Annotated in this window: 6 protein-coding genes and 1 pseudogene; 2 read left to right on the top strand and 5 right to left on the bottom strand. The window is 63.5% G+C overall.

What is annotated here, in order from left to right; translation table 11 throughout:
* The coding region (locus M3P27_04965; protein MDP9267661.1) for an MFS transporter at window positions 1-2,037 on the bottom strand (2,037 nt) is incomplete at its 3' end.
* Window positions 2,038-2,131: 94 nt separating this feature from the next.
* Between M3P27_04965 and M3P27_04960 the strand changes: the two are divergent.
* Window positions 2,132-2,272, top strand: a pseudogene (locus tag M3P27_04960) (NCS2 family permease).
* A 214-nt stretch (window positions 2,273-2,486) separates the two neighbouring features.
* Here the strand turns inward: M3P27_04960 and M3P27_04955 are convergent.
* From M3P27_04955 to M3P27_04940, 4 genes are all read right to left on the bottom strand, one after another.
* Window positions 2,487-5,741: a glycosyl hydrolase gene (locus tag M3P27_04955; protein MDP9267660.1), complete on the bottom strand. Its 3,255-nt coding sequence runs from the start codon at window positions 5,739-5,741 to the stop codon at window positions 2,487-2,489.
* Between the two features lie 29 nt (window positions 5,742-5,770).
* A complete protein-coding gene (locus M3P27_04950) occupies window positions 5,771-6,607 on the bottom strand; it encodes an outer membrane lipoprotein-sorting protein (GenBank protein MDP9267659.1) in 837 nt (278 codons plus the stop codon).
* A 266-nt stretch (window positions 6,608-6,873) separates the two neighbouring features.
* Window positions 6,874-9,960: an efflux RND transporter permease subunit gene (locus M3P27_04945; GenBank protein MDP9267658.1), complete on the bottom strand. Its 3,087-nt coding sequence runs from the start codon at window positions 9,958-9,960 to the stop codon at window positions 6,874-6,876.
* Window positions 9,961-11,067 carry an efflux RND transporter periplasmic adaptor subunit gene (locus tag M3P27_04940; GenBank protein MDP9267657.1) on the bottom strand — a complete coding sequence of 369 codons (1,107 nt, stop codon included), beginning with the start codon at window positions 11,065-11,067 and terminating at the stop codon, window positions 9,961-9,963.
* Window positions 11,068-11,544: 477 nt separating this feature from the next.
* Here M3P27_04940 and M3P27_04935 point away from each other — a divergent pair, with 477 nt between their 5' ends.
* Entirely contained in the window at window positions 11,545-12,795 is a 1,251-nt protein-coding gene (locus M3P27_04935; protein ID MDP9267656.1) for a TolC family protein, read from the top strand.
* The last annotated feature ends 52 nt before the right edge of the window (window positions 12,796-12,847 follow it).

Below are 12,847 nucleotides of genomic sequence, written 5' to 3'. Positions count from 1 at the left end.
CGAGCCAGCGCTCGCTCCGGTCTCACCCCAGACTTTGCGCAGGCGCCGCGCGAGGAACACGGTCTTCATCAGTGCGCCGCCGAAGCGCAGCTTCTCCGTCTTCCAGTCGGCCATCATGAAGCGCGCGGGATGGTGCCGCGCCACATGGATGAAGGCGCGATGCAGCGGCAACATCTTTTCTTTGCGCTGGCGCGGCCAGGCTTCGGTGTGCAGCTCCTGCACGGCGCGGCGGACTTCGAAAGCGGTCGAGTCCGCGGGCATCGGTTTGCCAAAGCTCACGGTGACGGGATACGGGATACGCCGCGGCCACTTCCATAGGAAGCGTCCCGCTTCGAAGCTGAAGATCGAGCCCCAGACGCCGTCAAGATGGACGGGCACGATGGGCGCGTCCACGCCTTTCATGATGCGCTCGAAGCCGCGGCGGAAGGGCAGCAATCCTCCAATGCGCGTGATCTGGCCCTCGGCGAAGATGCAGACGACCTGGCCGCGTTGGATGGCGTCGGTGGCTTCGCGCAACGAGCGGATCATCTCGCGCGGACGCTGCGTGCTCGAGATGGGGATGGCGCGCATGATGCGCGCCCACGGCTTGATGAGCGGGTGGTTGTAAATGTCTTGAAAGATGAGGAAGCGGATGAAGCGGTCGGTGGAAGCGACCAGCAGCAGCGCATCGACGAACGAGAGATGGTTCGAGACCAGCAGCGCGCCGCCCCGTTCGGGGATGTTCTCGCGTCCTTCGAGGCGGATCTTATAAACCGTGCGGGTGGCGAACCACAGGCCAAGGCGGAGCAGCGCGGCGGGCAGCAGCCAGAGCGCGTAGATCGTGGCCGCCACGATGATGACGCCGGCAGCAAAGAAGATGGCGCGCGGTGGAAGTCCGGCGGTGGTCTGGAGAACGAAGTAGACGCCGGCGGCTAAAGCCACGCCGATGAAGGAAAGCAGGTTGGCGGCGGCGATCACGCCACCTTTACGGTCTTCCGGCGGGCGATGCTGGATGGCGGCGTTGATGGGGACGGCGAAGAATCCAGCAAAGAATCCAAGCATGCCGAGCAGCAGCATGGCGGAGCGCAGGTCACGCCCGAAGTAGGCGAGCAGCATGGCGAAGATGCTCATGCCGATGGTGCCCAGCGGGATGAGCCCGTACTCGATCTTGTGTCCGGAGACGAAGCCGGCGATGAGCGAGCCCACGCCGATGCCAATGGCCACGGCGGCAAGCAGGTATCCGTTCTCGGTGTCGTGCAGCTTGAGATAGTCGTGGCCGAAGAAATAGATGTTGTTGGTGAGCAGCGCGGCGATGAAGAAAAAGAATGTGTTGCCCGCGACGCAGAGCGTGAGGACGTTGTCCTGGCGGATGAGCTGGATCTTCTCCCCCAGGTCGGCGACGAAGTTCGCGCGGAAGCGGCGCGCGGGCGCGGCGGCGGGCACGCGCGCGATGCCGAAGCTGGTGGCAAGTCCGAAGACCGAGAGCGCCAGCAGGATGGCGCCGGAGAGCCAGGCGCGTCCGTGGAAGGTGTCTGAAAAGAACGCGCCCGCGATGGAGCCGGTGAGGATGGCGAGGAATGTCCCCAGCTCGATGATGCCGTTTCCCCATGACAAGCGGTCGGTGGGGAGGAGTTCGGGGAGCAGTCCGTACTTGGACGGTCCGAACAGCGCTGCCTGCGTGCTGAGCAGGAAGACGGCGGCGAGCAGCACGTAGATGTTGCCGCGCCAAAGGCCGGCGAGCGCGACCAGCATCACACCGATCTCCATCGCTTTGGTGGCGATGGTGACGGTGCGCTTGCTGAAGCGGTCGGCGAAGTATCCGCCGGCCATCGAGAAGAGGATGAAAGGGATGGAAAAGAGCGCGTTGATGAGCGTGCTGTAGCGGTTGCGCGTGCCTTCGGCCACACCCAGCGAGAGCACGAAATAAATCGCCAGGTTCTTGAGGACGTTATCGCTGAACGCGCCTTGGAACTGCGTGACGATGAGCGCCCAGAAGCCGCGGATGGAGGGCGCGGGCGGACGCGGCTCGGGCTGCGGCGACGTGGCGGCAGTACTCATGAGTTGGCGGGGCGTGATTCTATCCCATCCGTAGAACGCGACAGCAGATTCCGCTTGCAAGCAAAGGGCGTGTCCGGCAGAGTCTTTCGTTCGCTTGGCGGGGAGGTTCTTCGAGCAACACAAGACCAGCTACGGCCGTGAAGCCGTGGCGGGACTGACCACGTTCATGACGATGAGCTACATCATCGTGGTGAATCCAGCGATCATGGCGGCGGCGGGACTGCCGCGCGAAGCGCGATGTGAAGCCGGGCCTGTGGGTGCTGGCTGGGATTGTCGCTGGCGTTCTTCGTGTTTCATCCCTACGTGTGAGGCTCACGAAAGGTTTGGTTGCGCTAGGGCTTCCTCGACTCGCGCTCGTCTCGCGGAGCGGGACTTGCGCTTCGCTCGGAATGACAAGCAAAAGGGGCCGGCGATGCGCCGGCCCCAGTGTCTTTCTTCTTTCAGTATCCCTACTTCTGTTTCTTGTTCCAGTCGTCGCGCGACAGCACCGTGATGGGCGCGAGCTTCTTCCCTTCCAATCCGGGATTGACCGTGGGCAGCGCCTTATCCGTTGCGGCTTTGAAGTCTGCTGCGGCTTTGTCGAGACGTCCACTCATGGTGTCGAAGTTATCGAACTGGTCTTGTGTGGGGCGTCCGTCGTATTGATTGACGGCGCCGTAGAGGGTGCCGAGTTTTTCACGGATGCGCTCCTCGCCGGTGATGCCGCCGCCTTCCTTCACGGCGACGAGCCGGCTGCGCAGCGCTTCCATGTCGGCGGCGAGCGCGTCAAGTTGAGCGCGCACGGCGTCGCCGGCGGGCAGCTTGGCGGCGCGTTCGCGGGCGGCGTCGCGGGTGGCGACCACATTCTCGACCAGGTAGGTCAAGTCGGTGAGCCGGTTGTAGAGCTTCATCACCAGGTCATGCTGCGCCAGGCGGTCCGCGATGGTGTGGGTGGAGCGCGGATCGGGGGCGAGCTTGAGCTGCGTGGTGTAAGTCTCTTTGCCTTTCGTCATCTTCACCGTGTAGGTGCCGGGCGCGAGGCGCGGCCCGTAGAGCGCGTACGGGTTCTGGATGAGCGAAGCGCCGCCCGGGACCTTCGGCGGCTTCAGGCGCGTGGGAATCTCCATGCGGACGAGCCCCTTGCGCTTGTTGCCGGGCTGGGTGGTGACGAGGTTCCCTTTCGCGTCGGTGATCTCGAGCTTCAGATCGCCGAAGATGTGGCGCTTCTTCTGGTAGTAGGCGAGGGCGGCGTTCTCGCTGAGCGCGCGGCCATCCCACTCCTGGTCGCCATCGAAGCGCTGCTCGTTGAGCGGGATGGGCAGCACGGAATCGCGCACCGGGAGGAAGGCAACGTCGGCGTTGAGCACCGCAGCCGTCATGTTGCGGATAGGCGTGAGGTCGTCGACGATGTAGAAGCCGCGCCCGTGGGTAGCGATCAGCAGGTCGCCATCCCGCGGATGCACCTGCACATCGCGCACTGGGACGCTGGGCAGGTTGCCGGTGAACTGCGCCCAGTCCTGGCCACCATCGAGCGAGAGGAAGAGACCGAACTCGGTGCCCACGAAAAGCAGGTTCGGCTTCACCGGGTCTTCGCGGATGACGTGGGCGAATCCGGTCATGGCTGAGGTCGCGAGCGCGGTCCAAGTCTGGCCGAAGTCTTTCGTCACGTAGACGTAGGGCTTCATGTCGCCGGTCATGTGGCCGTCGAAAGTGGCGTACGCGGTGCCGGGAGCGAAGCGGCTCGCGCTGATGCTCGACACCCAGGTATTCGCGGGCAGACCGGGGATGTTTTTGGTGAGGTTCTTCCACGTCTTACCACCGTCGCGGGTGAGCTGCACGTTGCCATCGTCGGTGCCCACCCAGATGACGAGAGCGTTCAGGGGCGACTCGGAGATGGCGAAGATGGTCTCGTATTTCTCCGCGTCGGAGTTATCGACGGTCACGCCGCCAGACTCCTCCTGCTTCAACCACTCCGGATTGCCGGTGGTGAGGTCGGGCGAGATGCGGTCCCAGGTATCGCCGCGGTTGGTGGAGCGCATGAGGAACTGGCTACCCAGGTAGAGGTTGCCGGACTTCGCGCCCAGGTGCATGCCGGTGTTCCAGTTGAAGCGCAGCTCGGGCTCGGTGGGACGCGGCAGGGGGCGGATGTCTTTCATCTCGCCGGTGGATTTGCGCACGCGCGAGGCATGTCCGCCCTGGTATTCGACGTAGACGATGTCGGGATCCTTGGGCTCGACCATCGCCCAGAAGCCGTCGCCAAAGCCGATGTTGCGCCAGTGGCGGTTGTAGACGCCTCCGGGATAGGTCGAGGGGCCCATCCAGGTGCCGTTATCCTGCAATCCGCCATAGACGTTGTAGGGACGATCCATGTCGTAGCTCACATGGTAGAGCTGGGCGATAGGGATGTTGGAGAGAAAGCGGAAGTGCGCGCCGCGGTCGGGTGACTGGTAAACGCCGCCGTCGGTGCCCACGAGCAAACGCTCGTTGTTCTGGGGATCGACCCACACGGCGTGATAATCGCCGTGCGCGCCGCCGCCCTCGCCGAGGCCGGTGCCGGAAAAGGTCTTGCCACCGTCATCGGAGACGGTGAAGTTGAAGCCCGGCTTGTAGACGCGGTCCGGATTGGTGGGATCGACCACCAGGCGAGCAAAGTAGAACGGGCGCCCGGTAAGGTTGAAGGCGTTGTTCATCTCCTTCCACGACGCGCCGGCATCATCGGAACGATAGAGCGCGGTGTGTTTTGCCTCGACGAGGGCGTAGACGCGATTCGGCTGCGAGGGCGCGACCGCCACCGCGATGCGGCCGATGGGGTCTTGCTCGCCGCCGGCGGGCAGGCCGTTGGTGAGCTTCGTCCAGGTCTTGCCGCCGTCGGTGGATTTGAAGAAGCCACTCTTCGGGCCGCCCGACTCGAACGCATAAGGCTTGCGACGGAACTGCCACATGCCGGCGTAAAGCACATTGGGATCGGTGGGGTCCATGGAAACATCGGCACAGCCGGTGTTCTCGTCGACGGCGAGGACCTTGGTCCAGTTCTTGCCCGCGTCGGTGGTCTTGTAGAGGCCACGTTCCTGGTTGGCGTTCCAGAGATGGCCGGTGGCGCAGACGTAGACCGTGTTCGAATCTTTGGGATTGATGGCGATGCGCGCGATGCGCTCGGAATCTTTCAGCCCGATGAACTCCCAGCTGTCGCCGCCGTCTTTCGAGCGGTAGAGCCCGCCGCCGAGCGAGACGCTGTTGCGCGTCCACGATTCGCCGGTGCCCACCCAGATGGTCTTGGGGTCGTTGGGATCGATCTTGATGGCGCCGATGGAAAGCACCGGCTGCTTATCGAACATGGGCTTGAAGGTGACGCCGCCGTCTTTCGATCGAAAGACACCGCCGGCAGCCGCGCCCACGAAGATGGTGAGCTTCTGGCCTTCGTGCACGGCGTCGAGGTCGGCAACGCGTCCGCCGGTCTGGGCGGGCCCGATGGGCCGCGCTTCGTAGCCGCCGAAGGTGTCGGCATCGATCTGTGCCCGCGGTGCGGGCGCAACCGCGGCTGGCGCCGCCGCGGCGGACGCGGATGGCTTGGCGGGCGCTTTCTTCGCCGCGGCTTTTTTAGCCGGCGTCGTTTGTGTGGACCCAGTTTGGGCGGCGCCAGTTGGCGTGAACCCGGCCAGGGCCGATGCCGTGACCAGCAACACGAAGAGCACGGGGACGCGAAGGTCCCGGACACGCTGCCACATAGATTCCCTCATTCGATGGGTGACGGGGCCTAGTTCTTGGGTTTATCAGCCGTCTTCGGTTTCTCCGCGGGCGTGGTGGCCGCAGGCGCCGGCTCTTTCTTGTCCTTGTCTGCCGGTGGCGTTGCCGCCTTGGGAGCCGGAGGCGGCATCACGAACATGGCCGCGTCCACGGGGACGTTGAACTCATACTTCTCGACCGTGATCTTCTGGCGCTCGGGACGTCCCTTGGCGCCGCTGTCGATGGAGAAGGGCACGATCAGGCCATCGACTTCCTTGTAGTCGCCGATGTTGCTGTCGGTCTCCATCTCGGTGCCGCGTATGGTGCGCTTGCCCTCGGTCTTGACTTCGAGGAAGCTGTCGGCGTCGACGTAGATGGTCTCCACGTCGCCGTTGGCGCGGGTGAGCTTGAGCTTGTAGGCGTCTGAACCTTCAACCTTGTCCTTACCCAGCAGCTCGACCTTGTGGCCCTTGAGCTTGTAGTCGACGAGCGCGCCATCGATATCGGCCTGCTCTTTGACTTCCTTCACGTCGTCGGCGGTCATCTGCTCCGCATCCTTCTTGCCCTGGAACGGGACGATGGCCCACCCGGTCTTGCCGTCATACGCCTGTACGAGGGTGAGGCCCTGGACGGTGATTTCCATGCGCATCTGGTCGGGACGGCGCTGGTAGACGATGACCGGGGCTTCGATGCCGGGGCCCACCATCATCTTCCCGGTCGCCTTCATGGTTTTCACGGCCTTCAGCTTGGCCATGCCGCCGCGCGCCTCAATGTTCTTGGCGATGATCTGGTCGGCGGTCAGGTCTTGCGCGACCAAGGGCAGGGCGATGAGCAGGGCAAGGACTACGAGAAACAGCTTGCGTTGCATTCGGTGTTCTCCTCTAGAGATGGCTGGTGCGGGAGCCGCGTACGCCGCGAGGCCCAGAAACCGGCGCCCCTGGCGGCATGAATCGTTGATCGTTGATCGTTAGCTTGCGGGGGACGATTGGAAGATACCTGCCGCCTTTCGGACTGTCAATCCGCACCCTGGCTGCTGCGAGGGTTACGACTGGAGCGGCGTGGAAGTTCCAAGGATTTGGCGGTGTGGGCGATTTGACCGCCAAGAAGCCAACAGGAAACTGTTCCGCGGCTGACTCAGGCGACCTCCACGAGCTCTTTGTCTACATCGGGGGCGCCTTCAGCGCCGGCGGCAGCACGCACGTGAGTCCGTGCCAGCAGGACATAGATCGATGGCACCACGAACAGGGTGAATGCCGAGCCAATGATCATTCCGGTCACCAGCATCATGCCGATGCTGTTGCGAGCGCCGGCGCCTGGGCCCCGGGCAAACACGAGAGGCAGGTGTCCCATCACGGTAGCGGCGGTCGTCATCAGGATCGGCCGCAAGCGAGTGGTCGCAGCTTCGATCACGGCGTGCAGCTTGTCCTTTCCTTGTTCCTGAAGCTTGTTGGCGAACTCTACGATCAGGATGCCGTTCTTCGACACCAGTCCCACCAGGGTGATCAAGCCGATCTGGCTGTAAACGTTGAGGGTGGTGAGACCGAGGAACGAGAACAGCAGCGCACCCGAGAGGGCGAGGGGCACGGAGCCGGCAAGGATGATGAGCGGATCGCGGAAACTCTCGAACTGTGCCGCCAGCACGAGATAGATCAGGACGCCGGAGAGCAAGAACGTGGCGAAGAACGTTCCCCCTTCGGTGCGCAGCTGTCTGGACTCGCCCGCGTAGTCCACGGTGAAGCCCTGGCCGGGCGGCAGGATGGCCGCCGCTTCGGCCTCAAGCATTTTCAATGCGGTATCCAGCGATACGTTCGGCGGGATGACACCCTGGATGCGGACGGCATTCAGCTGCTGGAAGCGCTTGAGATTGCGGGGTTCCGTGGTGGTCTTCAACGTCGCAAAAGTCGAGAGCGGCACCAGCTTGTCACCCGCTCCGGTGACGTAGATGTCCTTGAGCTGATCGGTGGTGAGGCGTTCGGAGCGCTTGATCTGCGGGATCACCTTGTAACTGCGTCCCTGCACGCTGAACCGGTTCACGTAGTCGCCGCTGAGCATGGTGGCAAGGTCCGCGCCGGCCTTCGAAAGGTCCACGCCCTGCGCGCGCAGCTTGTCGCGATCGAAAACGACCTCGGTTTGAGGCTGGTCGAACTTCACGTCCGAATCCGCAAACATGAAAAGGCCGCTCGCCATCGCTTTCGTGACCAGCTGATTGGCAAATTGGTTGAGACGCTCCGGCTCAGCCGTGGACGCGATCACGAAATCCACCGGGAAATCTCCGCCTCCGGGAAGCGGCGCCGGCACCAGCGAGATGACGCGCACTCCCGGGATGGCGGAAAGCTTATTCGCTGCCTCCAGCTGAAGCTGCTGGGTACTCTTCTTGCGCTGGCTCCATGGCTTGGTCACCATGCCGCCAAATCCGCCACTCGGGCTCACGATCTGAAAAAAGCTCTCACCTTCGGGGAAGGAGCGATAGACATCCGAGACCTGCGACGCAAATAGCTGGGTCTGTTCCAAAGTGGCGTTCGGCGCGGCTTGGATCACGCCGAAGACAATACTTTGATCCTCACTCGGCGCCAGCTCCTTCTGCGAGAACATGTAGAAGGGGATGGTAAGGACCGCGACGATGGCCCACAGCACGAGCACGACCGGGCGGAACCGGAGCGTCCCGGTAAGAGCGCCGGTGTACGCGCGGCGGACAGTGTCGAAACGCCGATTGACCCAACCGGCGAAGCCGCGTTCGGCGTCTCCGCTGCGCAACAGCCGCGAACTCATCATGGGGGAGAGCGTGAGCGCGACGATGCCGGAAACGAGGACGGCTCCGGCCAGGGTGAATGCGAATTCGCGGAACAACGAGCCCGTCAACCCGCCCTGCAGGCCGATGGGGGCGTAGACCGCGGCCAAGGTGATGGTCATGGCGATGATGGGGCCGACCAGCTCGCGCGCGGCCTGGATCGCCGCCTCCATCGGCGGCGCGCCCAGTTGCAAGTGCCGCTCCACGTTCTCGACGATGACGATGGCGTCGTCGACCACCAGGCCGACGGACAGCACGATGGCCAGCAGCGTGAGCAGGTTGATGGTGAAGCCGGCAACCAGCATCAGGAATACGGCGCCGATAAGAGAGATGGGGATAGCTACGGCAGGGATGAGCGCGGAACGCGCCGACCCGAGGAAGAGGAAGATCACGATCACCACGATGATGAGCGTCTCGGTGAGCGTCTGGAACACCTCGTTGATCGCGTCCTGGATGTAGGCGGTCGAGTCGTAAGGGACGCTGCCTTTCATCCCGACCGGCAATTGCGCCTGCACTTCCTTCATCGCTTCGCGAACTTTTTTGATGACCTCGAGCGAGTTCGCCGTGGGCAGCACCCAGATCCCCATGAAGGTGGAATTCTGGCCGTTGAAGCGGACGTCGGAGTCGTAGTTCTCCGCGCCCAGCACCACGTCAGCGATGTCGCCGAGGCGGACGACCGCGCCATTCTCCTGCTTGACCACGAGCTGGCGGAATTCCTCCGCCGTCTTCAGATCGGTGTTGGCTACCAGGTTCACCGACACCATGGAGCCTTTGGTGCTTCCCAGCGCGGAGAGCGAATTGTTATTGGCGAGCGCGGTGCGCACCTGCGAGGGCGAGATGCCGAGCGCGGCCATGCGCTCGGGCTTCAGCCAGACGCGCATGGCAAAGGTGCGGTCGCCGAGGATGTCCGCGCGCTGCACGCCGCTGATGGCGCTCAGTTTGGGCTGCACCACGCGGGTCAGGTAATCGGTGATCTGATTCTGGTCGAGCGAGTCGGAAGAGAATCCCAGGTAGATGGAGGCGAACTGGTTGTCCGCCGTCTCCAACTCGATGACCGGCGCTTCGGCTTCCGGCGGAAGATCGTTGCGGACCTGCGCGACCTTGGCCTGGATCTGCGTGAGCGCCGCGTTGGTGTCGTAGTTGAGCTTCAGGTGCACGGTGATGGTGCTGACGCCCTGCGCGCTCGATGACTCCATGAAGTCGATGCCATCGGCGCTGGCGATCACGCGCTCCAAAGGAGTGGTGATGAAACCGCGCACCAGATTGGCGTTGGCGCCGATGTAAGCGGTGGAGACACGCACGATGGCAATATCACTGCGCGGATACTGCCGCACGCTCAGCGACCGGATGGACTGCAATCCGGCGATGAGGATCACCAGGTTCACGACGATGGCGAGGACCGGACGCCGGATGAAAAGGTCGGTCAATCTCATTTAGCGGTCCTCGACCTTGGGTGACTGGTTGTTGGAAGGCTGCACATTGTTGTTGGGCTTGACGGCGGCGCCGTTGCGCAGCTTGAACAGGCCGGAGGTCACGACCTCTTCCCCGACCTTGACGCCCGAGGTGACCGCGACCTGGTCGCCGCGTGCCGCGCCAAGTTTTACGAACTGCTGGCGCACTCCGCGGTAGCTCTCGCCCTTGGGGCCTTTCAGGTCTGCGACCACGAAGACCGAGTCGCCGTAAGGCGCGTAGCTGATCGCGGACGCCGGCAGCGTGATCACGCTATCGCTCGATCCGAATGAGAGCTTGGTCTGCACGAACATGCCAGGATGTAATCTGCGTTCGCGGTTCGGGAATGTGGCCTGCACCTGGACGTTACGGGTGGCCGGGTCCACAACGGAATCGATCGCCGTAACCCGGCCGGCGAAGTCCGCGGTCGCATCCTCATCGGCGGTGGCGTGAACGGCCTGCCCAGACTTCAACCCGCTGAGCGCTTGCTGCGGTACGGAGAAATTCACGTAAATAGGATCGAGCGCCTGTAGCGGCACGATAGGGGCGCCGCCGGCAAGGTATTGCCCCAGATTCACTTGACGGATCCCCAGCATCCCCGAAAATGGCGCGCGGATGGTCTTGCGCGCGATCGTCGCACGGATCTGCACTACCTTGGCGTCGCGTGTGCGCTGCTCGGCGGTCGCGCGGTCATACTCCAGGCGCGATATCACGCCTTCCTTGACCAGTTCCTCATAGCGCCGGAAGTTCACATTCGCAAGCTCGCGCTGCGCCTCGGCGTCCGCCAGTTGCGCTTGCTCCTCCCGCGTATCGAGCTGTACCAGGACGTCCCCGGCAGCGACCGGTGCGCCGGACTCAAAGCTGATCTTCTGTACGATGCCGGGGAGATCGGCGCTGACCGTGACGCCGCGGATCGCCACCACGCTGCCGATCGAGTTGACGGTCGCCGGCCACGCTTCCTCGCGCGCCACCATCGTGGTGACCGCTTCCGGAGGCGGCTGAAAGCTGGCTTGCGCCGCGATGGCGCCCTTTACCTGGCGAAACTTCACGAAGCCAAGGCCAGCCAGCAGTAGCGCTGTGACCGCAAGCATCAAGAGCATCCGTCTAGCCATGAAACCTCATTTACCTTCTACCAAGAATAATCGGAAAGCTGTTCCCGGTCCGTGTATTGCATGAGATTTCCCAGGAAACGAAAAAGATTCTGAAATTGCAGGTGTCAGTTCGGCAGCATATCGGCGCCGGATCGTCGGCCGCGACCCTAGAGGGAGGGGGGAACTCCCTGCCGTTTGCAAACCCGTTCCCGCTCGATTACAACGAAGCGTCTTTTCTTCGAGGGGCGCCGCAACGCTACTCGCCACGGGCTTCGCCCTCAGCTCCTGCTGCGCGCCCCTCGCACTCTGCTCGCGCGGTACGGCGCTCGCTCCGTGCTCACCCGTTGCAAAGGCGTCCCCGCTCGATTACAACGAAGCGTCTAATAAAAGACTTCGTGACTCCACTCCACGGGTGATGTGATGAAAGCTCGTTCTCTGTCCTCTCTCCTGACCTCGTCCTGCTTTCTTTTGGGCAGCGTGCTTTTTGGCAGCGTGCATGCGGCGGCCGAGCCGGTGACTTTCCGGCAAGCGGTCGAGCTGGCGCTGCGCCATAGCGGGACGATGGCCATCGCCGCGGCCGATCAGCAGCGCGCGCACTCGAACTATCTCGAGCTGCGCAACCTGTACCTGCCGCAGGTGACGCTGGGGTCGGGGCTGGGATGGTCGTATGGGTATCCCATGTCGATCGAGGGTTCGGCGCCCACCATCTTCAACGTGGACACGCGGCAGTACGTGATCAACGCCGCCAACCAGGCATTCATGAGGGCGGCAAAACTCGACTGGCAGGCGAGCGGGCTGAACATCCAGGACAAGCGCAACCAGGTGATCCTTGAGACCGCGAGCGCGTATACCGAGCTCGACAAGCTCACCAGCTCGCTCAAGGTGATGCAGCAGCAGGAGCAGTCGGCGCAACGCATGGAGCAGATCACCGGCGAGCGCGTGCGCGCGGGCGTGGATTCCGAGATGGTGATGACGCGGGCGAAGCTGGGTACGGCGCGCGTCCACATGCGGATGGCGCAGACGCAGGGCGCCGCCGATGTGCAGCGCCTGCGACTCTCACAACTCACCGGGCTCGCGCCTGAAGCGATCGAGACGGTGACCGAGAGCGTGCCGAAGATGCCCGAGGTGAGCCAGGACGACGACCTCAGCAAGCGGGCGATGGAATCGAGTCCCACGGTGAAGGTGGCGGAGCAAAACGCGCTGGCGCAGAAGATGCGCGCCGAAGGCCAGCACAAGACGCTGTATCCGCAGGTCGACCTTGCCGGTTCGTACGGCATGTTCGCGCGCTTCAACAATTTCGAGGACTTCTTTAAGAAGTTCCAGCGCCACAACGCGAGCTTCGGACTGGCCATCCGCTTCCCCCTCTTCGATTTTGCCGGGCGCGCGCATGCCGAGGCGGCCGACGCTCAGGCCATCCGCGCCAAGAAAGAGGCCGAGGGAGTGAAGGAGCAGGTGTCGTCGGAGACGCTGCGGCTGCAGCGCATCGTGCGGCAACTGGCGGCGGCGCGCGAGGTGGCGCGCCTCGAGCATCAGCTGGCGCGAGGCGATTCAGATGCGATGAACGCGAAGGTGGAAGCCGGCACGGCCAGCCCACGCGATCGGGAGGAGATGCGCGTGGCGGAGTCCGACAAATATTCCCAGTTCCTCGACACCGATTACGAGCTGATGAAGGCGCAGATGCAGTTGCTGCGCATGACGGGAGACATCGAGGGCTGGGCGCTGAAATAAATTTCAGATTGACGATTGCCGATTGCCGAATCTGGCGCGGGCGGGACGCCCG

The organism is Acidobacteriota bacterium (assembly GCA_030774055.1).
Taxonomy (GTDB): Bacteria; Acidobacteriota; Terriglobia; order Terriglobales; family Acidobacteriaceae; genus JACPNR01.
Note: the sequence above shows the minus strand (reverse complement) of the source record. Positions and strands in the feature narration are given on the sequence as shown.

Excerpts from the sequence above, each read along its gene's own strand:
- M3P27_04955 (MDP9267660.1), bottom strand. The coding sequence starts at position 5,741 with ATGTGGCAGCGTGTCCGGGACCTTCGCGTCCCCGTGCTCTTCGTGTTG.
- M3P27_04950 (MDP9267659.1), bottom strand. The coding sequence starts at position 6,607 with ATGCAACGCAAGCTGTTTCTCGTAGTCCTTGCCCTGCTCATCGCCCTG.
- M3P27_04945 (MDP9267658.1), bottom strand. The coding sequence starts at position 9,960 with ATGAGATTGACCGACCTTTTCATCCGGCGTCCGGTCCTCGCCATCGTC.
- M3P27_04940 (MDP9267657.1), bottom strand. The coding sequence starts at position 11,067 with ATGCTTGCGGTCACAGCGCTACTGCTGGCTGGCCTTGGCTTCGTGAAG.